The organism is Kineosphaera limosa NBRC 100340 (assembly GCF_000298215.1).
GTDB lineage: Bacteria > Actinomycetota > Actinomycetes > Actinomycetales > Dermatophilaceae > Kineosphaera > Kineosphaera limosa.
Map to the genome: position 1 here is coordinate 1 of NZ_BAHD01000051.1, position 22779 is coordinate 22779.

At 70.5% G+C, this 22779-nt stretch carries 16 protein-coding genes and 2 tRNA genes; 10 read left to right on the top strand and 8 right to left on the bottom strand.

Features of this window, described 5'->3' with window-relative positions; genetic code table 11:
• The coding region (locus KILIM_RS14120; protein ID WP_040563480.1) for a heterodisulfide reductase-related iron-sulfur binding cluster at positions 1–2944 on the bottom strand (2944 nt) is incomplete at its 3' end.
• 323 nt (positions 2945–3267) lie between these two features.
• Here KILIM_RS14120 and cysK point away from each other — a divergent pair.
• From cysK to KILIM_RS14140, 4 genes are all read left to right on the top strand, one after another.
• Positions 3268–4194, top strand: a complete 927-nt coding sequence (gene cysK / locus KILIM_RS14125) for a cysteine synthase A (protein ID WP_006593393.1) — start codon at positions 3268–3270, stop codon at positions 4192–4194.
• Between the two features lie 289 nt (positions 4195–4483).
• Positions 4484–5065, top strand: a complete 582-nt coding sequence (epsC, locus tag KILIM_RS14130; protein ID WP_040563481.1) for a serine O-acetyltransferase EpsC — start codon at positions 4484–4486, stop codon at positions 5063–5065.
• Positions 5066–5179: 114 nt separating this feature from the next.
• A complete protein-coding gene (locus tag KILIM_RS22500) occupies positions 5180–5815 on the top strand; it encodes a hypothetical protein (protein WP_051988801.1) in 636 nt (211 codons plus the stop codon).
• 265 nt (positions 5816–6080) lie between these two features.
• Entirely contained in the window at positions 6081–7748 is a 1668-nt protein-coding gene (locus KILIM_RS14140; RefSeq protein WP_006593396.1) for an amidohydrolase, read from the top strand.
• A 69-nt stretch (positions 7749–7817) separates the two neighbouring features.
• Here the strand turns inward: KILIM_RS14140 and KILIM_RS14145 are convergent, their stop codons facing one another.
• Positions 7818–8123, bottom strand: coding sequence for a hypothetical protein (locus tag KILIM_RS14145; RefSeq protein WP_006593397.1), 306 nt, complete (start codon positions 8121–8123; stop codon positions 7818–7820).
• 105 nt (positions 8124–8228) lie between these two features.
• Here KILIM_RS14145 and KILIM_RS14150 point away from each other — a divergent pair.
• Positions 8229–8315, top strand: a tRNA-Ser gene (locus tag KILIM_RS14150).
• 74 nt (positions 8316–8389) lie between these two features.
• On the opposite strand, the gene KILIM_RS23365 is transcribed toward KILIM_RS14150, so the two are convergent.
• A complete protein-coding gene (locus KILIM_RS23365; RefSeq protein WP_006593398.1) occupies positions 8390–8677 on the bottom strand; it encodes a DUF8730 family Cys-rich protein in 288 nt (95 codons plus the stop codon).
• A 198-nt stretch (positions 8678–8875) separates the two neighbouring features.
• On the opposite strand from KILIM_RS23365, the gene KILIM_RS14155 reads away from it, so the two are divergent.
• From KILIM_RS14155 to KILIM_RS14165, 3 genes are all read left to right on the top strand, one after another.
• Complete coding sequence (locus tag KILIM_RS14155) at positions 8876–9964, top strand: LacI family DNA-binding transcriptional regulator (RefSeq protein ID WP_006593399.1); 1089 nt, start codon at positions 8876–8878, stop codon at positions 9962–9964.
• Positions 9965–10276: 312 nt separating this feature from the next.
• Complete coding sequence (locus KILIM_RS14160) at positions 10277–10480, top strand: cold-shock protein (RefSeq protein WP_034805904.1); 204 nt, start codon at positions 10277–10279, stop codon at positions 10478–10480.
• A 133-nt stretch (positions 10481–10613) separates the two neighbouring features.
• Positions 10614–11192, top strand: a complete 579-nt coding sequence (locus KILIM_RS14165; RefSeq protein WP_006593401.1) for a DedA family protein — start codon at positions 10614–10616, stop codon at positions 11190–11192.
• Positions 11193–11264: 72 nt separating this feature from the next.
• On the opposite strand, the gene KILIM_RS14170 is transcribed toward KILIM_RS14165, so the two are convergent.
• Positions 11265–12944: an LCP family protein gene (locus KILIM_RS14170; protein ID WP_006593402.1), complete on the bottom strand. Its 1680-nt coding sequence runs from the start codon at positions 12942–12944 to the stop codon at positions 11265–11267.
• 310 nt (positions 12945–13254) lie between these two features.
• Between KILIM_RS14170 and KILIM_RS14175 the strand changes: the two genes are divergently transcribed.
• Positions 13255–13345 (top strand) — tRNA-Ser (locus KILIM_RS14175).
• On the opposite strand, the gene KILIM_RS23370 is transcribed toward KILIM_RS14175, so the two are convergent.
• The 4 genes from KILIM_RS23370 to KILIM_RS14195 form a co-directional block, all read right to left on the bottom strand.
• Complete coding sequence (locus KILIM_RS23370; RefSeq protein WP_006593403.1) at positions 13327–13941, bottom strand: phosphatase PAP2 family protein; 615 nt, start codon at positions 13939–13941, stop codon at positions 13327–13329. The two genes, KILIM_RS14175 and KILIM_RS23370, sit on opposite strands and share 19 nt — an antisense overlap.
• Before the next feature lie 299 nt (positions 13942–14240).
• Positions 14241–15620, bottom strand: coding sequence for a bifunctional glycosyltransferase family 2/GtrA family protein (locus tag KILIM_RS14185; protein ID WP_006593404.1), 1380 nt, complete (start codon positions 15618–15620; stop codon positions 14241–14243).
• Between the two features lie 61 nt (positions 15621–15681).
• Positions 15682–17769 (bottom strand): ArnT family glycosyltransferase, encoded by a 2088-nt coding sequence (locus tag KILIM_RS14190; protein ID WP_083876185.1) that lies wholly within the window; start codon positions 17767–17769, stop codon positions 15682–15684.
• A gap of 466 nt (positions 17770–18235) precedes the next feature.
• The gene (locus tag KILIM_RS14195) at positions 18236–21580 is read right to left on the bottom strand and encodes a bifunctional cytochrome P450/NADPH--P450 reductase (RefSeq protein WP_006593406.1); all 3345 of its coding nucleotides are present in this window, start codon (positions 21578–21580) and stop codon (positions 18236–18238) included.
• 170 nt (positions 21581–21750) lie between these two features.
• On the opposite strand from KILIM_RS14195, the gene KILIM_RS14200 reads away from it, so the two are divergent.
• Positions 21751–22776 (top strand): AraC family transcriptional regulator, encoded by a 1026-nt coding sequence (locus KILIM_RS14200; RefSeq protein ID WP_006593407.1) that lies wholly within the window; start codon positions 21751–21753, stop codon positions 22774–22776.
• Positions 22777–22779 lie beyond the last annotated feature (3 nt).

The window sequence follows — 22779 nt, forward strand, 5'->3', positions numbered from 1 at the left end:
TCTCCGGCGCGGGCTTGTCGGCCGCGACCGTGGCAGCCGGCTCCTTGCCCGAGGGCGCCGCATCCGAGGCAGCGTCCGCCGCCGGGTCCGAGACCGTGCTTGGCGCCGAGGTGCCCTGCCCGGCCTGCTGCGCGCGCATCGCTGCCAACGCATCCGAGGCCGAGACCGGACCGCCGGCGGGCGGCGCCCCCGTCGACGCGCCATCGGGCTCGGGCGAGTGAGCGCGCATCGCGGTGACGGCGTCTGAGGCGTGGGCCGCCGTGCTGCCGCCGCCGGATGGGGTCACTGAACCGGGGTCCTCGCCGCCGGCCGCCTGCGCGCGCATGGCCGCCAATGCGTCGGAGGCCGACACCGCCTGGCTCGAACCGGCACCCGCCTCCTCCGAAGCGGCCGGCGCCTCCTCGGTCTCCGGAGTGTGGGCGCGCATCGCCGTGACCGCGTCGGACGCGTGGGCGGCGGTGCTGCCAGCCCCCGACGGCTGCGGCGTGTCCGCCCGCGCCTCAGCGCGCTCGCTGGCGCTGGGGGCGGGCTGCGGGATGTGGTCCACCTCCGCATTGGAGTTCAATCCACCGCCGGGCACCGACACCTCGGCCCGGTCGACCGGCAGCGCGGCGGTCGCGGCCGAACCGCCAGCAACCTCCGGCGCCGCCGAGCCGGCCTCGACCGGCGGGGCGCCTTCCGGCGCCCGCACGGCCGCCAGCAGCATCTGCGCGACATCGACGACCTCGACCTCCGCGCGGGCCTTCCCGCTGGCCTGGGCTGCGGTCAGCCCGTCGGAGAGCATGACGCGACAGAACGGACAGCCGATCGCGATCCGGTCGGCCCCGGTCCCCACGGCCTCGGCCGTGCGGTCCTCGTTGATGCGGGTGCCGAGCTTCTCTTCCATCCACATGCGGGCGCCGCCGGCGCCGCAGCAGAACGACTTCTCGCCCGAGCGGGGCATCTCCTTGAGCTGGACGCCGGGCAGGGCGCCGAGCAGCTCCCTTGGCGGGGCGTAGACGTTGTTGTGCCGGCCCAGGTAGCAGGGGTCGTGGTAGGTGACGCTGGGCGCCGTCGAGGCGACATCCTGGGCCGACGCCTGCCCGGGGCGGGCGACCGGCACGAGCTTCTTCTCGCGCACCAGCCGGTTCAGCAGCTGCGTGTGGTGCACGACCTCGTAGTTGCCGCCGGCCTGCGGGTACTCGTTGCGGATCGTGTTGAAGCAGTGGGCGCAGGTCACGACGATCTTCTTGGCGCCGGCCTCGTTGAGGGTCTCGATGTTCTGCGCGGCGAGCATCTGGAAGAGGATCTCGTTGCCGGCGCGGCGAGCGGAATCACCGGTGCACGCCTCACCCTCGCCGAGGATCGCGAACGAGACCCCGGCGGTGTGCAGCAGCTCGGCGACGGCGCGGCTGGTCTTCTTGGCACGGTCCTCGTACGCGCCGGCGCAACCCACCCAGAACAGGTAGTCGACCTCGTCCAGCGACTCGACATCCGAGCCGACGACCGGCACGTCGAAGTCCAGGCCCTTGGCCCAGTCGAGGCGCAGCTTGCTGGCCATGCCCCACGGGTTCTGTCGCGACTCCATGTTCTTGAACAGGCCACCGAGTTCGGCCGGGAACGCGGAGTCGATGAGGACCTTGTGCCGACGCATGTCGACGATCGCATCGACGTGCTCGATGTCGACGGGGCACTGCTCGACGCACGCGCCGCAGGTCGTGCACGACCACAGCACGTCCTCGTCGATGATCGCCTCCGGGCCGAGGTGGTCATAGGCGGTCAGCGGGTGATCGAGGGTATAGTTGGTGGAGCCGACCAGCCCCACGTTGGCCAGTTGCCGCTGGTGCTCGGGCAGCGCCGCGCGCTCCGCCTCCGTCGCCAGCAGGTAGGGGGCCTGCTCGTAGGCGTGGTTACGCAGCGTGATCATGAGCATCTTGGGCGACAGCGGCTTGTCGGTGTTCCACGCCGGGCACTGGCTCTGGCAGCGGCCACACTCGGTGCAGGTCGTGAAGTCCAGCAGGCCCTTCCACGAGAACTGGTCGATCTTGCCGACGCCCATGGCGACTTCGGCGTCCTCGTCCTCGGCCTCCGCCATCTTCTCCATGACGTCTTCGAGGTTGGCCGCGGTGACCGGCTCGCCGTCGACGACCATCGGGCGCAGCGGGCCCAGCGCGGTGCGACCGTCGGCGTTGCGCTTGAACCAGATGTTGAAGAACGCGAGGAAGCGGTGCCAGGCCACGCCCATGGTCGGCGTCAGCGACACGGTGATCATCCACGCGAACGAGATCATGATCTTCAGGAACGCGAAGAGGTAGATCGCCTGCCGGATGCCCTCCTCGCCCAGGCCGCTCCACAGGCCGGCGGTCCAGCCGGTGAGGGGGAAGTGCAGCGCGACGCTCATCTGCGGGTCGGCGAACGGCGCGAGGGCCGCCTCAAGGCTGCGCAGCGCCAGGATGCACAGGCCGACGCCCAGGATGGTGAACTCGACGTAGTAGGCCTGCCACCAGTTGGAGCCGTAGAAGCGGGAGCGTCGCGGTGGCTTGGTGGCGCGCGGGTGGCGGGCCTGCCGCAGCACCATCAGGTAGACGATCGCGACGAGCATCGTCCAGGCGAGCACCTCGACGAGCCACTCGAACGGCGGGAAGTGGCCGATCAGCGGCAACGCGAAGTCGGCCTTGAAGAGCTGCCCGAACGCCGTGATCAGCGTGGTGAACAGCACGAGGAAGCCGACTGCTGTGATCCAGTGCGCGATCGCGACCAGCGGCAGGCGGGCCATTCGGGTGTGCCCGAGGAACTCGCGCAGCAGCGTCACCGTGCGCTTGCCCGGTTGGTTCGTCCGGGTCGGGTCAGGGGCACCCACCCGGAAGAGGCGGACGTATCCGTAGACCGTCCGGAAGAGCATGACCCATCCGATGGTGGACACAACGAGGCTCAACACGATGGCCACCAGCTGCAGCGCTGACATGGGGGCCAGCATACGGACGGGGCCGCCCTCTCGGCCTGTCGTTGGTGACGAAGCCTGAGACGGGCTGGGGTTTCGTTGCCGCTCAAGGCGTTTGACGGCGGCGCTCGGGAGGCGGTGCGGTCGGGTGGAGTGTCGGCGTCGCCGAGTCGGTCAGCAGCGCCCGTTCGACCGCTGAGACTGCGCGTGGTGATCCCAGGGCCGTGTCATAAGTTGACCTTGGAATACTCATAACATCACGGTTCGTTACCCGTTGTGAACGACGCAATCTCGCGACGCAACGGCGCGACCGCCTCAGCAGAACGACAGCGAAAGGCTCACCACCAGTGACCATTTACAACGACGTGACCGCCCTCATCGGCCGCACCCCGCTGGTGCGGATCAACCGGATCATCGACACCGACGCGACGGTCGCGGCGAAGCTCGAGTTCTACAACCCCGCCAGCTCGGTCAAGGACCGCATCGGCGTCGCGATCGTCGACGCCGCCGAGGCCTCCGGACTGCTCAAGCCGGGTGGCACCATCGTGGAGGCCACCAGCGGTAACACCGGCATCGCGCTCGCGATGGTGGGCGCCGCCCGCGGCTACAAGGTCGTCCTGACGATGCCCGACACGATGAGCAAAGAGCGGCGCGCGCTGCTCAAGGCCTACGGCGCCGAGTTGGTGCTGACCCCCGGTGCGGAGGGCATGAAGGGCGCCGTCAACAAGGCCGAGGAGATCGGCGCCGGCGACAACGCCGTGCTCGCCCGTCAGTTCAGCAACGAGGCCAACCCGAAGATCCACCGCGAGACCACCGCGGAGGAGATCTGGAACGACACCGACGGCAAGGTCGACATCGTCATCGGCGGCATCGGCACCGGCGGCACCATCAACGGTGTCGGTTCCGTGCTCAAGGAGCGCAAGCCTGAGGTCCAGATCATCGCCGTGGAGCCGGAAGAGAGCCCCATCCTCAACGGCGGCCAGCCCGGCCCGCACAAGATCCAGGGCATCGGCGCCAACTTCGTGCCGGACAACTACAACGCCGATGTCGTCGATGAGGTCATCGACATCAACGCCGCCACCTCCGTCGAGTGGGCCCGCAAGGCCGCCACCGACGAGGGTCTGCTGGTGGGCATCTCCTCCGGTGCCGCGCTGGCCGCCGCCGCGCAGGTCGCTGCCCGCCCGGAGAACGCCGGCAAGCTGATCGTCGTCATCATCCCTTCGTTCGGCGAGCGGTACCTGTCCACGATCCTCTTCGAGGGCATCGTCGACTGATCATCGTCGTGGCCGCCGGCTCCACGTCGGCGGCCACGGCACTCCCTCCGCACGATCAGAGCCGCCCCATCGAAGGAGATGACCACTCGTGTCACAGGCTCAGCTGCAGGATTCCGAAACCCCCCGTCGGCGCCGACCCGCTCTGCGTCTGGTCGAGCAGGCCCTGAGCGGCACGTTCCCCGGTGCTGGGCGCGACGACCGTTACGACGAGGCGACCGTCGGCGTCGACGGCGCCAAGGTCTCGCAGGACTGCGCCGCCAAGGACGACCCCGCCGGGCGCGGCCGGCCGCTGTGGCGGCGCGTGCGCGACGGGATCGTCGAGGACCTGGACGCCGCGATCGCCCGCGATCCGGCGGCCACCTCCCGGGCGCAGATGGCCATCGTCAGCCCCGGCCTGCACGCCATCTGGGGACACCGGGTGGCACACGAGATGTGGCAGCACGAGAAGCTGCAACTGCCGGCGCGAGTGCTCTCCAACGTCTTTCGGGCGACCACCGGCGTCGAGATCCACCCGGGCGCGACCATCGGCCGACGGTTCTTCATCGATCACGGGATGGGTGTCGTCATCGGCGAGACGTCGGAGATCGGCGACGACGTCATGCTTTACAACGGCATCAACCTCGGCGGTCGCACCCTGGAGAAGGGCAAGCGCCACCCGACCATCGGCAACGGTGTGACGATCGGTGCCGGCGCGAAGGTGCTCGGCAATATCACCATCGGTGATCACGCCCAGATCGGCGCCAACTCCGTGGTCGTCAAGCCCGTCCCGGCCAACTCGGTCGCTACGGGCATCCCGGCCAAGCACCGCTCCCTGGGGCGCCGCGAGGACCCCTACGAGGCGATGTTCGCCGAGCCGGAGCTGTGGATCTGAGGCTCTCGCGCAGCTGCGGCGTAGGGCTGCGGGTCGTGAGCGGTTACAGATGTCATGGCTCGGTCGTGACGTTCCACGGGCTCCGACAGGCCCGCGGCCGCACAGACTGAGCACATGATGATGCAGGCAGACCCCAGCATGACCGGTCCGAACACCACCGGCCGCGCGCCTCGTCGATCCGACGACGAGGCTCGTCGATCCGACGACGAGGCCCGTCGAGCGTTCGCCTTTCGGGCGATCGGCTCCACGGTGGGCCTCGTCGGCGGCACGGTGTTCGTCCTGGCCAACCGGGCGCAGCTGCCGGCGCCGCTGCCGACGGTGGCCCTCGTGGCCTGGGCCCCGCTGCTGGTGCTGGCGATCTGGGCCGTCTATCTGCGCCGCCCGCGGGGCAGGGCACGCGGTGGGGCCATGGACGTGACGAGGCCGCACCGCCGCGCCGGCCTCATCTATCTCCTCGCGTGCGCGGCGATGTTCGCCGTCATCGCCGCCGGTCGAGCGGTGCTGGAGCCCGCGGGCTTCGCGCAGGCGCTGCCGGCCCTCGTGGCTGCCGCCGTCGGGCTGCACTTCATCCCGTTCGCGACGGCCTTCGGAGTGCGCTTCTTCACCCTGCTCGGCCTGACCCTGGCCGCGATCGGCTCCATCGGCCTCCTCCTGGGCCTGACCTGGAGCATCACCGCCGCGCCCGCGGCCGCCGTCCTCGCCGGTGCGACGATGATCGCGCTGATCGCGGCCAACGCTCTGCGGTACTGAACCCGGGCGGCAGGGTAGCTACTGCATCCGCTGCCCGCCGCTCGCGCCTCGCCGCCGCCGGCGCGAGTACTGCTGCTGGATCCGGTGCTCGGCATCCGCAAGACCACTATCGGCGTGAAAGACGGTCGCGTCGGCTCCCGATGCACCATGCCAGTGAGCTGCCACTGACCCGCAGGCACCACCTGGCCTGATCCTGGGCGGCCAGCCCCGACGACAGCAACAACCGACCCGCCGGATCGTCCGAGCGACCGGGAAAGGAGCCCCGATGGATGTCGACCTGGTGTTGCGCGGGGGACGTGTGCACACCGTGGAGGAGTCTTGGCCGGGTCGCGGGGAGTTGCCCGGTGCGGTGGCCGTGCTGGCGGACCGGATCGTGGCGGTGGGCAGCGACGAGGAGCTGGCGGGTCTTCGTCCGAGGCGGGTCGTCGACCTCGACGGGGCTTGCGTGGTGCCGGGATTCGGCGATGCGCACAATCACATGGCCTGGTATGGCCTGGCGTTGGCGGAGATCGACCTCGTCGGGTTGACCTCACTGGAGCAGCTGTACGCCCTGGTCGCCGAGCGCGCCGAGGGCCTGGAGCCGGGGGAGATGGTCGTCGGCTCCGGCTACGACGACAATCTGCTCGGGGACCATCCCGATCGGGACGAGCTGGACCGCGTCGCGGGTGGACGACCGGTCTGGCTCAAGCACCGCTCCGGCCACGTCGCCGTGGTCTCCACGGGCCTGGCGGACACGCTGCGCATTCTCGACGGCTCGACCCCCTGCCCGGAGGGTGGGGTGATCTGCACCGACGAGCAGGGCCGGGTCACGGGGGTGCTGCAGGAGCAGGCGCAGAACATCGTGGTCGCGCACGTCACCCCGTACCCGCTGGGCGAGCTGGCTCAGGCGGTGGCCCGGGCCTCCCGCGTGTACGCCGGTCAGGGTCTGACGCACGTCACCGAATGCGGTATCGGCCGCGGCTGGCTGGGCAAGTCGCCGTCCGAAGCGGCCGCCTACCAAGCGGCGATCGACGCCGGTGAGCTGGCCGTGCGGGTGCAACTCATGCCCTGTGTGGACGCACTGCATCCGCTCGACGGGCATCCCGACGACGACCTGCGGTTCGGGATCGATCTCGGTCTGCGATCCGGCTTCGGCGGTGACGACCTCTCGCTGGGCGCGATGAAGATCTGGCTCGACGGCTCGCTGTTGGCATGCACGGCCGCCATGACGCAGGCGTACGACAAGCCGGGCGGCGAGCCCGCCAACCGTGGCTATCTGCAGGACGACGCGGATCGCATGCGCGAGGCGATCTTGGCGGCCCATCGCGGCGGCTGGAACGTCGCTGCGCACGCGATCGGCGACGCGGCGGTCGACCTGGCCCTCGAAACCTTCGCGCAGGCCCAGCGGCGCTGGCCGCGCCCGAGCGCCCGGCACCGCGTCGAACATGCCGGCGTGACGTCGCCGCAGCAGGTGCGCCGGTTCGCCGAACTGGGCGTGACTCCGGTGCCGCAGCTGCGCTTCCTGCACGACATCGGCGACTCGATGGCCACCAACATGGGGCCGCAGCGCGCCGGGATGCTGTATCGGCAGCGCTCGTTTCTCGACGCCGGCTGCCGGGTGCCCGGCTCCAGCGACCGGCCGGTGGCCGACGGCCGGCCGTTGGCGGCGATGAGTTCGATGATGCTGCGGCGCACCTCGGGTGGCCAGACGATCGGCCCCGACGAGGCGGTCGACGCCGCCACGGCGCTGCGCGCCTACACCCTGGATGCCGCGTGGATGGCCGGCCAGGAGGATCGGCGCGGCACCATCACCCCGGGCAAGCTCGCCGACCTCGTCGTGCTGGCCGACGACCCGCTGACCACCGACCCGGAGCGGCTGGCGGACCTGCCGGTGCTGGCCACCCTGCGCGGCGGGCTCGCAACGCACGACACCGGGCTCGACCTCCCGCAGTGAGGTCGAGCCCGGTGTCGGGTTGCGTCAGCCCAGTTGGCTGAGCGTCAGCCCAGTTGGCTGAGCATCAGCTCAGTTGGAGGGCGGTGGGGCCGGGGGGTAAGTCGTGCCGCTGCCCGACGAGCTGTCGTCCTTGTGCTGGCTGACCTTGTCCATGGCCGCGTCCTTGGCCTGCCCGGCCGCCTCGGCGAGCTTGGCCTGCACCTCGGGCGCCTTCTCCTTGACGGTGGCGCTCGCCGTGTGCACCTTCTCCTGCACTCGCGGGTCGTGCCAGAGCGAGTCGGCCTGCGACTTGATCTGCTCGTAACGACCCCGCCCGTCCCGCGCGCCGAGAACGTAGCCGATCGCGACTCCGGCGATGAACATCAGCCTCTTCACTGGGTTTTCCTTTCGTCGACTGCGTTGTCCCGACTCTATGGCCACGCCGCCGGCGGCGCGAGCAGAGGCAGCTCGCCGGGCGCGTTACCGTAGAGGGGCAGTTCGGGAGGGCTCGCATAGTGGCCTAGTGCGGCGGTCTTGAAAACCGCTATGTCGGTGACGGCATCGTGGGTTCGAATCCCACGCCCTCCGCTCACCTGCGGCTCGGTCGTTGCGGCGCAGTGGGTTCGGCTCGGTGGTTTCGGCTCGGTGGTTTCGGCTCCGTGCTACCGCCAGGCGTCCTTGAGTCGGTCGAGCAGTCCGCGACGTCGCTCCGGCTCCGGCTCTCGCTCCGGCGTTCGTCGCGATGCGGCGAGGCCCTGATAGCCGGCGGAACTCGACGACCGGAGGTCGGCGGCCGCAGGCGGGTGGGTGCCGGAGCGCGGTCGGCCGCCGGTCCCCCCGCAGGCGCATCGCTGCCCGGTCGGCACATCCCGCAGGGCCTGCTCGATGTGCTGGCCGCAGCCGCTCCACGTCGGCTTGCCGCACGCGCGGCACGTGACTTGTCGACACATAGCCCTCTCCGTCTCCTCTCGACCATGCTTCGTCCTGACTGGTCGATACCCCCTAGGGTATCAATCGACAGGAGCGCGTGGGCGCTGAGCTGGATCTCTTGCCGAGGTTGTAGAACCTGAGGCCCTTGCGCAAAAAGGTGGCCCTTGTGGGTGCTGAAGACACGATTTAGGGGCCTTGCTTGCGCAAAGATGGGGGACATGTCCGCGGTGACGATGACGATGGTGGCGAAGCAAGCTGGTGTGTCCGTAAGCACGGTTTCGCACGTCATCAATGGCACGCGCCCGGTGGCGGGGGCCACCAAGCAGCGCGTTTTGGCCACGATGGACGAGCTGGGTTTTACGCACAAACCGGTGGCGCGCTCGTTGGCCGCCGGCTCGACCACGACGATCGGTCTCTCGATGTCGTGGGTGTCGAGCATGTACGGGCAGGAGCTCGTCGCCGGAATCGAGGAGGAGTGCCTGCGGCAAGGGATGCAGCTGCTGCTGGCCGACACCCGTGACGACGAGGACCGGGAGGAGCGCGCGGTCGCCAACCTGCTGGCTCACCACGTGGGCGGCATGCTCGTCGCGCCTACGGCCCGATGGCATTCGGCGACGCTGCGGCTGCTGCAGGAGCACTCGGTGCCCTATGTCGTCATCGATCGGCTGCAAGACATGCGTGTCGATCAGGTGGGTGTGGAGAACGAGTCCGGCTCCTCCTCCGTCGTCGAGCACCTGCTGCAGATCGGGCACCGCCGGGTGGCCGCCATCACGGGCCGCGAGGGCCTGGCGACGACGCGCGAACGGCTGGCCGGCTATCGGCTCGCGCACCGGCGCCGGGGCCTGCGGGTCGACGAGCGGCTCGTGGTCAGCGGCGGCTCCACCGAGCAGGGCGGGCGACGGGCGATGGCGCAGTTGCTCGCCAGCGGGCCCGCCCCGACGGGGGTCTTCATCAGCAACGACTCCATGAGCATCGGCGCGCTGCGCGCCCTGCAGGAGGCCGGTATCTCGGTGCCGGGGCAGATGGCGGTCGTGTGCTTCGACGACTTTCCGTGGGGCGATGTCTTCCACCCCCGCCTGACGACCATCGCGCAACCGAGCTTCGCGATCGGCGCCCGAGCGGTGCAGTTGCTGGTGCGTCGCCTCTCCGACCCACAGGCCCCGGCGCAGACGCTGCGCCTGGCGGGCGAGGTGACTCACCGAGAGTCGTGCGGCTGCAACGGCCAGGGGCCGGACTTGGGTGAGTTCGTCGAGGTCCACACGCCGAATGTGGGTGTGCGCCACCGGGGAACGGCTGTGCGGGCCTGAACTGGCCCGCCCTCCTCCCGGTTGCGCCCCGCGGCTGTTCCCGTGCCGCCCCGGGGCAGTCACGGGATGACCAGGGCAGACGTGAACGGGTCAGTGGGACTTGCGGCCCGCTGGCCCTCGTGGGCTGCCGTGCTACCGTGGGCGCGGTTGCATGTGCAGGTCCTCGCAGTACGTGATGTTCTTTTCGAGTTTCACGGTCGGCGGCGATGAGTAGATCGTCGTCCGTCCCGATCGCGTGGGGTGAGTGCGGCAGCCTGGACACCACGATGTGTGGGGTCCATCGGCCGATCAAGATAGAGAGTGTTTTTCCCCATGGCACAGGGCACCGTCAAGTGGTTCAACGCCGAAAAGGGCTTCGGTTTCATTGCTCAGGACGGCGGCGGCCCCGACGTCTTCGTCCACTACTCCGCGATCCAGACGAACGGCTACCGTTCGCTCGACGAGGCGCAGCGCGTCGAGTTCGAGGTCACCCAGGGCCCGAAGGGCCCCCAGGCGGACGCGGTTCGTCCTCTCTGACGCTCTGACCAAGCGTTCAGACGCAGACTTCCCAACGACCCCCGGCGACGATGTCGCCGGGGGTCGTTGGCGTGCGCGAGACGGGCGCTGGCGCAGCCAGGACTACTGGTGTTCGGCAGCGCTGGCGCTCACGGTGGCCTACGGGCTGATCTTCCTGCCGCTGCGCCCGGTGCTGTTGGCGATGTCGCCGGAGGCGTTGGCGGCGATCAGCGGATCGCGGCTCGCGCTGGTGGCCCTGGGGGTCTTGGCCCGCACCGGTGAGGCGACGCTGTGGTGGCCGGTGCCGCTGGCGATCGTCTCGATCATGAAGTTCCACGCGATCTTCTGGTGGGCGGGCCGGCTGTGGGGGCCCGCGGTGCTCGAGCGCTTCGGTGGGTCCACGCCGAGGGCGCGCCGCCGGATCGCGCGGGCGGAGTCGCTGGTCCGGCGATACAAAGTTCTGGCGGTTGCCGTCACCTACGTGCCACTGCCCATCGCTCGGGAGGTCGTCCTCGCCGGCATCGGCGCCGCCGGCGTGCGGCTGCGCACGTTTCTCATCGTCGACCTGGCCGTCGCCCTCGTGACCCAGTTGGCCTTCCTCGGGTTGGGCCTGGCTATCGGTGAACGCGCCGTCCCACTCCTACGTCAGTACGCAGTGTGGGCCGGCGCGATCTCCCTGGCCATCGTGCTGGCGATGCTCATCACCTGGTGGCGCACCCGCCGCCGCACGTAGCGGGCGCCGGGGCTGCTGCGAGTCAGCTCGACCGCAGTCGGGGTCGCTCTTCTGGCCTGCGGCGAGTGGGGCTCAGCAGGCCGCGGCGATGTCCGTGAGGGTGTCGGGTGGGGTGGTGGTCGTGGCACCGGGCGTGGTTGCGCCGGGGGTGGGCGTCGCGGTGGGCGTCGGTGTGCGCGTCGGGGTGGCAGTGCCGGTGGCGCCCGGCGTGGCGGTCGGCTCGTCGCCCGGCATGGGGCGACCGTCGACGGCGGCCTGCACCATCTCGTGCATCAGCTCGAAGTCGGGGTTGCCGACCCGAATCACCTGGTTGCTGAACGGCAGGCTGCGGATGGTGCCCTGCTGCATGCGGGTGGCCAACACCGCCCAAGCGGGCAGTTGGTCCTGCGGGATGTTCGTGTAGATGTTGTCCTTGGCCACCTTGGCGATGGCCGGATACCGCTCGAGCATCATCGCGGGGTTGACCTGCTTGACGAGGGCCCCGACCATGCAGCGCTGGCGGCGCATCCGGTCGAAGTCGTCGGTGGTGGCGCGGCCGCGGGAGAACCACATCGCGTGGTAGCCGTCGAGGTGCTGGGCGCCGGGCTCGATCCAGCCGCGGATGCTGCCGGGCACGATCTGGCCGTGCTCGACCTTGCCGCCGATCGGCACGCGGTCACGGACGGTGATGTCGACGCCGCCCATGGCGTCCACCAGCGATGAGAAGCCCGCCATGTTGACCACCACGTCGTAGTCGGGGGTCAGCCCGGTGACGCCGGTGACGGCCTCGTTGAGGGCGGTGATGCCGGGCATCGGGTCGCCGGGGTAGAGGTCTTTGTGCTGCTCACCCTGCATCCACACGTCGTTGAGAAGGCAGTCCTTCTCGCAGCGAAAACCCTCCGGCCAGATGTTGTGCAGCGGGCTGTACGCGGGGAAGGGCACGCGCTCGAGGTTGCGGGGCAGCCCGAACAGCAGCGTGTTGCCGGTTTGGGTGTCGATGCTGGCCAGCATCATCGAGTCGGTGCGCACGCCGGGGCGGTCGGGGCTGGAGTCCGAGCCGATGAGCATGACGTTGACCCGCGGGTGCCCGGCCCAGGGGTCGGCCTGGCCGACGTCGGGCAGCACGCCGGTGCGGGTGAAGATCGGCTGGTTGAACAGGGCCTGCATGAGGTCGCGGTGCACCACGATGTCGCGGACTCCGACGACTGTGGGAGCCACGACGATCGCGCACAGGGCGAGCACGCACAGGGAGCTGAGGGAGTGCAGGAGGCCGCTAGCAGGGCGGGGCCACGTGACGATGCCGGTCCAGATGATGGAGGCGACGAGCACGATGGCTCCGGCGACGGCGGCGATGGTCAGCCACAGCAGGAAGTCGCCGTCGACCGCGAGGGAGACCACCGCGGTCTGCGGGCCCTTGACCCATAGGTAAGCCGCGGCACCCAGCACCAAGGCCACGAAGATCGCCAGCAGCGTGCCGCCGGTCTTGCGGAAGCCGGCCAGCAACAGCCCCGAGCCCGGCAGCACCGTGCCCAGCGCCGTGAGCCCGAGGAATCGTCCGAAGCCGGAGTCCGGCTCGGCCGGCCGGATCGTCACCGTGGCACCGCGCGGAATCTGCGGTCCTCCACCGGTCCCGCCGCCGCCCGAGCCAGGCTTGCCTGCTCCGCCCGCGCTCGATGGCTGCCCGCCGGCGCGCGCCGGCGCGCGACCGACCCCCGAGTCGGCCCGGGGGATGTTCGTCGGTCGCTGATAGCGATCGTGGGGCAGGTGGCTCATCCGTGTCCTTCGTCGCGTTCTCACGCGTCCGCGCGCGCCACCGGCACCCGTCGGAAGGTGAGAACTGTTCTCCCGTAATGCTCTTCGGCAGGATTGGCGCTCCCGTGCAGGTGAATTCGCCTGGTCGTGCCGTGATTCACCGAGCAGCACTGCCCCCGCCGGTGATCCTCGAGCAACCCCCAGTATCGTCGCGGCCCCTGTGCATCGCCTGCGAAGATGCGGGACAGGGGGCGTTTTGTGATCGAGCGGTGATGGCAGGTAGCCTGATCCCTGCTGTTGTCGCCCGGTTCGCCGGGCGTTTCGACGGTCTGGAGGTGTCGCCTAGTCCGGTCTATGGCGCCCGCCTGCTAAGCGGGTTTGGGGGTTAAACCCCATCGAGGGTTCAAATCCCTCCACCTCCGCCGCTGATGCTCCCGTGGTTCGCCGCGGGAGCATCGCTGTTTATCGGCCCGGAGGCCGGCGTGGGCCGCAGCAGCTGCCCGGTCAGGAGGCCGATCGGCACCCCGAGACTCCAGCCGACGAGTACGTCGCTGGCCCAGTGTGAGCCGAGATACACCATGCTCACGCCGACGAGCGCGACGAGCGCCGCCAACCCTGTGGTGATCAGCCGGCGCCGCTGTGGGCTTCGCCACAGCGTCACCGCTATGAGCGCGGCTGCCGCCGCCGACGTGAACGCCGCGTGGGTCGAGGGGAACGCGAAGCCTCCGCCCGGGAGCAGCACGAGCGCGTCCGGCGGTCGGGGGCGTTCGATGAGGTCTTTGAGCAGCCCGGTGGCGAATCGGGCGACGACAACCGCCAGGGCTACCGCCGCCAGGTGTCGCCACGCCCTGCGGGCCACGCCGATGACGACCCCCAGGAGTACCACGAGACCCATCGCGGCGGAGGTGCCCAGGAGGCCGAGGGCCATGGGGACCGCGGTCAGCGCGTCGCTGCGGTGGTCGACGAAGAACGTCAGGATCGACAGATCGAACGCATCGACACGGGGCAGGGACCACACCCCTTCATCGTCAGCGCGACTCCTGGACGGTTCCTGACCGTGGGCCTTCGCCCTCAGCGCCGACGAGCTGGGCTGTGTCCCGCCGTCAAGCCGAACTGGACACAGCCCAGCGCAACGGCACACAGCTGGACCCGTCTGGACACGTCTTGTCAGGTGTGTCCCGTCCCCTTTAGGTGTGTCCCGTCGCGCTGGGCTGTGTCCCGTCGCGCTGGGCTGTGCCCCGTCGCGCTGGGGCGTGCCCCGTCGCGCCGGGCTTCATGGGTGGCCCGGCCAACGATCCACAGCGATGGGGCGGCTGCTCACGCAACGGAAGTCAACGGGCGCGCCGTGACTGGCGAGTCCGGCGCAGGCTCGCACTGCCCGCGCCCGCCGTCGCCCCCACCGCGAGGATCGGCGCCCACGGCCTCCACGGCCTCCACGGCCTCTGCGGCCTCTGCGGCCACCGCGGTGTCGACCGCCGCCACGGTCCCCATGGCCGGGGCCGCTTGCGGCTCGAGGAGGAAGTGCCCCTTGCCGGCGGGGCGCAGCCGCGACCGGAAGAGCGCGAACTTGGCGAGGGTCGCCGCCACCGAGGCGGCCCCGACGACGCCGGTGGCGACCCACGTGGGCGCGCTCGGTGCCACCACGGCGAGCCCGGCGATGGCGGCCGCGCTGAACGCCCAGGTCAGCGCGAAGATCGCCAGGCCCTGTACCTGCAGCCGCAACGCTCCCTCCCGGCCGCGCGCACCGAACGTGAACCGGCGGTTGGCGGCGGTGTTGAACATGGTCGCCACGACGAGCGCGAGCGCGTTCGCGAGCTGCAGGGCCAGTCCGGCCGTACCCAGCGCCGCGAACAACCCGAGGTGCACGACGGTGCTGGCCGCACCGACTCCGGCGAACCGCCAGGCGTCGCGGCCGAGCCCGCCACGCAACTGGCCGCGGCCCATGCTCGCGGCGATCGCCTCGACGGGAATGTCGCCGCTGGCCAGGCGCTGGCGTACCGAACGCATCCCCCTCAGGTCGTCCAGGGCGGTCTGGACGACGTCGACGCGGCTGTCGGGGTCGTCGAACCAGTCGACGGGCACCTCGTGGATCCGCAGGCCGGCGCGCTCGGCGATGACGAGCAGCTCGGTGTCGAAGAACCACGCGGTGTCCTGCACGTGCGGCAGCAGCTGCGCGGCGACATCCGCGCGGATCGCCTTGAAGCCGCACTGGGCGTCGGAGAAGCCCGCGTCGAGGCCGGTGCGCAGCAGGAGGTTGTAGCTGCGGGAGATGAACTCCCGCTTCGCCCCGCGCACCACCCGCGCCCCGTGCGCCAGCCGGGTGCCGATCGCCAGGTCCGAGTGGCCCGACATGAGCGGTGCGACCAGCGGCCAGAGCGCGTCGAGGTCCGTCGACAGGTCGACGTCCATGTACGCCAGGATGTGCGCGTCGGAGGCCGACCACACCTGGTTGAGCGCCCGGCCGCGGCCCTTCTGCTCCAGGTGCACGACCCGGACCCGCCGGTCGCGCGCCGCGAGCATCCGCGCGACCTCCAGCGTCGCGTCGGTGCTGGCGTTGTCGGCGACGGTGACCCGCCACGGGTAGGGGAAATGCGTCTCCAGGTGCGCGGTGAGCCGTTGGACGCACGCCGCCAGCCCCGCCTGCTCGTTGTAGACCGGCACGACGACGTCGAGGACCGGCCGGATCGTGGTGCTCATGGTGCGTTCCTTTCGGCTGTTTCGTTCAGACAGTGGTTGGTTCAGGCGGGGCTGGTCGGGGTCAGTTCGCGGAGCTGACCGGGGCGGTCAGGTCGTAGAAGGTGGTGCCGCCGATGTCGACGGTCGTGAAGTTGGCCTGCACCCAGGTGGAGATCTCCGAGGAGGCGCTGGAGCCACCGTTCTGGCCGCCGAACCCGCCGCCGGCGAGGAAGTAGTGGATCTGCCCGTTGGCCACGTACTCCTGGAACTGCGCGAGGGTCGGGCTGGGGTCGGAGCCGTTGAAGCCGCCGATCGCCATGACCGGCTCGCCGCTGCCGAGCTGCAACCCGGCGGCGTTCTGGCTGCCGATCGCCGCGGCGACCCACGTGTAGTCGCTCGCGTTGGCCTGCAGCGCTGCGACGACCTCGGTGTTCGCCTCCGTGGCGTTGAGCAGGCCGCCCATGCCGCCCATGCGGCTCGTGCCGTTCGTCGTGGTGCCGTTGGTCGTGCTGCCGGTGGCATTCGGGGGAGCGGTGGGTGGCGTGCCGCCCGTGCCACCGCCAGGTCCGCCACTCATGCCGCCACCCATTCCACCCGGGCTGAAGCCGCTGCTCGGGCCGGCGGTGACGATCGAGCCGGTGGCCGCGGAGTTGACGGTCGTGATGCTGTAGGCGGCCGGGCCGGCGAGGCTGGACAGCAGCGCGGCGGCGAGCACGAACGGCACGAACCTGGTGTGCAGCCTGGTGCTGACGAGCAGCAGCAGGGCCGCGGTCATGCCGACGCCGAAGACGATGTAGCGCAGCGGACCGTAGGCCTCCACGCGGGTCAGCAGGAAGAAGCTCCACGTGGCGGCCATCGCGGTGGCGGCGGCCAGGGCGTAGGAGCCGGTGCGGGCGCGATTGCTGCCGGCCCGACGCCAGGCGGCGACCGCCCCGATGCCGATGACCGCGGCGATGTACGGGGCGAGGGCCACGGTGTAGTACTCGTGGAAGATGCCGGCCATGAGCGAGAACACCACCGCGGTGACGACCATCGAGCCGCCCCACACCAGGTAGGCGGCGCGGGTCAGGTCGGTGCGCGGGGCCTTGCGGGTCAGCCACAGGCCGACGACGAGCAGCAGCAGGGCGCTGGGGATGAACCAGGAGATCTGCCCGCCGACCGAGGAGGAGAACATCCGCCAGATGGAGGCGGTGCCCATGTTGGGGCCGACCGAGCCGGCCTCGTCGCCGCTGATGCGGCCCAGGCCGTTGTAGCCGAACGTCAGCTCGAGGAAGCTGTTGGTCTGCGAGCCGCCGATATAGGGGCGCATCGAGGCGGGGACAAGTTCGACGATGGCGACCCACCAGCCTCCGGCGACGATCATCGCGGCCAGCGCGGCGAGGGAGTGCAGGAGGCGCTTGCGCAGCGTGGTGGGGGCGACGATCAGGTAGACGAGGCCCAGGACGGGAAGGATGAGGAAGGCCTGCAGGGTCTTGGTGAGGAAGCCGAACCCGAGTAGCACGCCGACCGCGATGAGCCAGCGCGGGTTGGCCTTCTCGACGGCGCGCATCGTCGCGACGCAGGCGGCGGTGAGCAGCAGGGCGAGCAGCGCATCGGGGTTGTTGAACCGGAACATCAACGTGGCGACCGGGGTCAGCGCGAGCACGACACCGGAGAGCAGCCCGGCCGCGTGACCGAAGTAGCGCCGCACGCCGTAGTAGACGAGGGCAACGGTTGCGACGCCCATGAGCACCTCGGGCACGAGGATCGCCCAGCTGTTGAGCCCGAACAGCCGCACCGACAACGCCATGAACCACAGGGAGGCCGGCGGTTTGTCGACGGTGATGCTGTTGGCGGCGTCGGAGGAGCCGTAGAAGAACGCCTGCCAGTCGACCGAGCCGGCCTGCACCGCGGCGGTGTAGAAGGAGTTGGCGTAGCCGTTGGCGCTCAGCCCGTAGAGCCAGAACGCGAGCGTGCCGAGCAGGAGCGCCGCGAAGGTCACCTGCTCGCGCCGGGGCCGGTCGCGCCACCGGGAGGCATCGACGGCGCCGACCGACGTCGGCGTGCTGCCGCTCGACTCGTCGCGCCCGGTTCGGGGTTCTTGGGTGGGGTCGTCGGCGGAGCGCGACAGCCCACCAAGGCGGGGGATGCGCAGCCTCTCGGCGACGCGCTGGGTGATGGCGATGTCCATGACCAGCACGTTCCGCCCGAAGGCTATGCGTCCCCTGTGTCGCCCCTATCGCTCCCGGATGAGGTCTGCCCTGCGTCGATGGGACCCGGATGGGGCCGCCCGCTCGTAGATTGCGCACTGCTCGACTCGTAGATTCGCAGCCGTCGATTCGTTGTTTCGCAGGTGCAAGCGCAGCTCTGTCGGCGTTCGGGCGGTGCGATCAAGCCGGCTCAGCCTGCGGCTCGGCAGACGTAGCGACTTCTCGACGTACTCGGAAAGCCTGCCCGAACGCGCCCACATCGCTGACCTGCGGCGATGCGAAGAGTGCGGTGAGGCGGGAACCCCTGAGTACGTCGAGAAGTCGCTACGTCCTCAGCGAATCCGCGGCCGCGGTGCGGCGTGGACCCGGCACGCCCTCGCCCACCACGTGGGCGCGCGCCGACACAGTCATGGCGTCGCATGCGCGACGGCCGTGGGCTAGCGACGGTCAGGCGAAAACGTCGGAAACGTAGCGGCCGTGTTCGCGTTCCTGCTGCTCGACCCAGGCGACGGCGTCCTGTTCCGACGCCCCGGTGGCCTGCGCGTACATCCGCACGCACGTGTCGTGCACGGCCGGAGCCATGCGTTGGCCGTCGCCGCACACGTAGAGCGTCGCGCCGGCACGCACGAGGTCGGCGACGTCGGCGCGGTCGGCCCACAGCCGATCCTGCACGAAGCGCATCGGCCCCTCCGGCCCGTCCTGCGGTGCCGCGGAGAAGGCGGGGCGCACCTGCACGATGCCGTCGGCCTCCCACGCGGCCAGTTCGTCGCGGTAGAGGTAGTCGACATCGGGGCCGTCGCAGCCGAAGAACAGCAGGGCCGGAGCCGGAGTGACGCCTTCGCTCTGGGCCCGCAAGGCCCGGTCCTGGATGAAGCCGCGGAACGGCGCGAGGCCGGTGCCCGCACACACCATGATCATGGGGGTGGCCAGGCCGGCCGGCGGCGCAAAGTCGACATTGCTGGGCCGCACGGTCACCGGGATCTGCGCGCCTGGCCGGGCGTTCGCGAGGAACGTCGAGGCGACCCCCTCGTACGTACCCTCGCCGGAGAGTGCCGGGGCCGACAGGTGGGCGACGGTCAGCGTCGCGTGGTCCTGGCTCCAGCGGGCCGAGGAGCTGATCGAGTACTGCCGCGGGCTCAGCGGAGTCAGCATGCCCAGGTAGGTGGCCAGCGACACGTCGATGGAGGCGAACCGCTCCAGCAGGTCCAACACCGACAGCCGCTTGCCGAGCACCTGCGCGGAGTAGGTCGATTCGTCGGTGAGGGCGAGCAACTGCGCCTTCTCCGGCGGGCACGGGCACGCCGCGGCCAACTGCTCGATCTGGCGGCGACCGGCCGGGCGCGACAGCTCGACATAGGAGCCGAACAGCTCGCCGGCCAACACCGGAGCATCGACGGGCAGCGAGGTGGCGGCGCCGCTCAGTTGCAGCCGCGTGTCGTAGGCGAGGTCGAAGCGGGCCAGCGCGCGGTCGATGACCGGCACCGGGTTCAGCGGCAGCACGGCCAGGTAGTCGCCGGTCTCATACGTCTGCCCGGCGGGCAGCGCGATCTCCAGATGCCGCTTGCTGCGGGCGCCGGGCACGCTGGTGTCCACCAGCTCTCGGTTGGCGACGATCTGCCCGAGCTGCAGGTCCGAGGCGCGCAGCAGCTGCTCGCGGCCGGGGCCGATGATGTCAACGGACAGCTGCGGCGCGTCGGCCGCGGGGGTCGCGTCGATGCCCAGCGCCTCGCCGATCGCGGGCCACAGGCCCTCGTGCCAGGCGTCGAAGTCGCCGAAGAAGTCCCCGCGGGCGTTGGCCTCGCCGCGGTCGACGAGTCGGGTGGCTCCGGCGCGGGCGAGCGCCTCGTCCAGGTGCGTCGGCACGGCCTGGTAGGTGCGGGCCCAATCCGTGTTGCCGCAGCCGAAGACCGCGAACCGCACGCCGTCCAGCGCGCCGTCGGGCTGCTCGTCGAGCCAGCGCACGAAGGCCTTGGCGTTGTCCGGCGGCTGCCCCTCGTAGGAGGCGCTGACCACGACGAGCGCCCCGTCGGTAGGCAGGTCGTCGACCCCCTCGTCCAACGACGTCACGCGCGGCGCGTATCCCAGTCGCGTCGCCTGTTGCGCGACCTGCTGGGCGAACGCCTCGCTCGTGCCGGCGTTGGAGCCGAACAGGATCCGCACCGGCGTGCCGTGCTGCTGCTCGGGCGGCAGGGTCTGCGCGGCGCTCTGGGTCTCGCCACCGGCCTGGCCGTTCGCGCGGGGCTCCGCCTCCGGTCGGCGGGCGGAGACCCGGTCCGCGCTGCGGCCCGGACGCACAGTAAAGCGTGCGAAGAGTCCCTCCGGCTTGAGTGTCAGCGTCTCCTTGATCGCCAGTTCGTAGTCCGGGTCGGCGAGGGCGATGTCGAAGCGCTGCAGCATGAGCGCCAGCACGAGTTGCGCCTCCTGCAGTGCGAACCCGCGGCCGATGCAGGAGCGCTGCCCGTTGCCGAACGGCTTCCAGGCGTTGGCGGGGATCTGCTGGGCGCGCTCGAAGGAGAACCGCTGCGGGTCGAAGCGCTCGGGGTCGGCCCACACGGCCGGGTCGCGGTGGAGCGACGGGGTGAGCACGAGCACCGTGTCCTGCGGCTCGATGGCGTAGCTGGGGCCGCCGTCGCGCCCGCCGATCGTCGTCGGCTCGAGCGAGTGCAGCCCGAATGCGGGGGCGGTCGGCCACAGCCGCAGGCTCTCGCGCAGGATCTGGTCGAGGTAGCCCAGTTCGCTGAGGTCGGCGTACGTCGGGAAGCGGTCGCCGAGCACCTCGTCGACCTTGGCGCGAGCCGCCTCGAGGACGTCGGGGTTCTTCAGCAGTTCGTAGAGGGTGAAGCTCAGCAGCCCGGAGGTCGTCTCGTGGCCGGCGATGAGGAAAGTCACCATCTGGTAGCGCACGTTCTCATCGGAGAGCCGCTCGCCGGTTGTGGGGTCCTGCGCCGACAGCATCGTGTCGAGGATGTCGGTCTGTCCGTCGGGCAGCGGGTGTGCCTTGCGGTGGGCGATGACCTGGTCGGCGACCTCGTGCATGAGGCGGATGTCTTCGTCGTAACGGCGCTGGGTGGCCAGCATGAGCCGGTTCTGGATCGGCAGCCGCCGGCCGCGCTGCCCGGACTCCTCCAGCGCGTCGACCATGGCGCCGACGAACGGGTGCATCGACTCGCTGTAGAAGGAATTGAACCGGTAGCTGAAGGAGCACAACGCGATGGTGTCGAGCGTCAGCCGGGTGAAGTCGTGCACGACGTCGATGTCGGCCTGCGGGCCGAGGCGCTCCCACTTGAGCATGAGCTGCTCGGCGATATCGGCCATGCCGTCGTACATGCCCTTGAGAGCGAATGGCGAGAACGCCGGCATGAGAATGCGGTGCGCCTTGCCCCAGTTCTCCTCCGGCGTGTGGACGGTGAAGAGTCCGTCGCCGGCGAACGCGCGAATGTTCTCCAGCGGCTGGTGCACCCGCTTGTCGAAGCGGGATTCGTCGCACAGTTCGTCGACGAGCCGCTGCGAGGACACCATGTACAACGGCGGTCGGCCCATGATGCGGTGCCGGAAGATCTCCCCGTACTCGCTCGCCAGCGCCATGCTGCTCTGGATGGGCGCGTGGGAGTCCATGGCGTAGAGCGTGCCGATGACCGGGCGCGGCTCCGGGCCGGGCACGGGGGTGCTGGCCGGCGCTGCTTGCGTGGGCTTGCTGGCCTCGGTGGGTGTGTGGGCCTGGGTGGTCTGGGTGGTCTGGGTGGTCTGGGTGGTCGAGGTGGGCGACGGGCTGTGCGAACGGTTTTCGGTCATGTCGGTATCAACGCCACCGAGCCGGCCCAGAACTTGACTTCACGCGACAGTTATTTGACTTCTCGCGACACCCGTCGTGAGTGCTGCCGGCGGCGGGGCCGTTTGACCGCTGGCGGCGATCGCGGTTGACCCTGGCGGCGGGCGCCGGGTCTGATGGTCAGGTGACCGCGATGATCCGAGCCGCCGCGCTGCGCGGATTCGCGCCGCTGGTCACCGAACTCGGCGGTGAGCCCGCCGAGTACCTGCAGCGAGCGGGGCTCGACCCGGCGGTGCTGGGTGACGACGAGGCGCTGGTGCCGGTTGAGCGGTTCGCGGCGGCGCTCGCGCTGGCCGGAGCGGAGTTGGACTGCCCGCACCTCGGCCTCCTGTTGTCGCAGCGCCAGGATCTGGAGGTACTCGGCCCGCTCGCGGTGGTGCTGGAGAGTGCGCCGACCATGGGGGAGGCGCTGCACAGCGCGGAGCGCTTCCTGTTCGTGCATTCCTCGACAGCCGGGGTGCAGCTGCTGCCCGATCCGCGCGGTGAGCCCGGGGTGATCGCGGTCGAACTGACGCCGGCCGACATGCCGTTGGGCTTGGAGCTGGGGCTCGGGCTACTGCACCGGATCGCCGGCATGTTCACCGGAGGCGACTACGGATTGCGTGGGGTTCACCTGCCGGGGCCACCGGTGGCGACGGAGTCGGTGTACGCGCAGGTCTTCGGGGCCCCGGTGCGCTTCCGCACCGGGCGAGGGTTGCTGCGGGTGCCGGCCACCCTGCCCGAGCAGCGGCTGCGCACCGGCGATGAGCTGCTGCACCGGATGGCCGTGCAGTATCTGGAGACCAACGCCGCCACCCACGCCGCCACGACCTCCGGGCAGGTGACCCGGGTCCTGGCCGGATCCCTGAGCAGCAATGTGCCGCTTATCGGCACGGTTGCGGGGCTGCTCGGCCTGCACCCGCGGACCCTCCAGCGTCGCCTGGCTGCCGAGGGCACGACCTTCGCCCAGGTGCTCGACGAGGTGCGCCGCGACCGCGCCTACTACCTCATCGTGTCCACGGACTTGCCGTTTCGCCAGATCAGCGCGCAGGTCGGCCTCTCGGACCCGGCGGCCCTGACTCGAGCCTGCCGCCGCTGGTTCGCCGCGCCACCGCGCGCCTTGCGTCAGGCGGCCAGCGGCGCGGGCAGCCCGACAGCCCCCAAGTCGGCGCCGAAGTAGCGC

Coding starts and splice junctions, on each gene's coding strand:
- KILIM_RS22500 (WP_051988801.1), top strand. CDS start 5,180: ATGATGATGCAGGCAGACCCCAGCATGACCGGTCCGAACACCACCGGC.
- KILIM_RS14140 (WP_006593396.1), top strand. CDS start 6,081: ATGGATGTCGACCTGGTGTTGCGCGGGGGACGTGTGCACACCGTGGAG.
- KILIM_RS23365 (WP_006593398.1), bottom strand. CDS start 8,677: ATGTGTCGACAAGTCACGTGCCGCGCGTGCGGCAAGCCGACGTGGAGC.
- KILIM_RS14155 (WP_006593399.1), top strand. CDS start 8,876: ATGTCCGCGGTGACGATGACGATGGTGGCGAAGCAAGCTGGTGTGTCC.
- KILIM_RS14160 (WP_034805904.1), top strand. CDS start 10,277: ATGGCACAGGGCACCGTCAAGTGGTTCAACGCCGAAAAGGGCTTCGGT.
- KILIM_RS14170 (WP_006593402.1), bottom strand. CDS start 12,944: ATGAGCCACCTGCCCCACGATCGCTATCAGCGACCGACGAACATCCCC.
- KILIM_RS14185 (WP_006593404.1), bottom strand. CDS start 15,620: ATGAGCACCACGATCCGGCCGGTCCTCGACGTCGTCGTGCCGGTCTAC.
- KILIM_RS14190 (WP_083876185.1), bottom strand. CDS start 17,769: ATGGACATCGCCATCACCCAGCGCGTCGCCGAGAGGCTGCGCATCCCC.
- KILIM_RS14195 (WP_006593406.1), bottom strand. CDS start 21,580: ATGACCGAAAACCGTTCGCACAGCCCGTCGCCCACCTCGACCACCCAG.
- KILIM_RS14200 (WP_006593407.1), top strand. CDS start 21,751: ATGATCCGAGCCGCCGCGCTGCGCGGATTCGCGCCGCTGGTCACCGAA.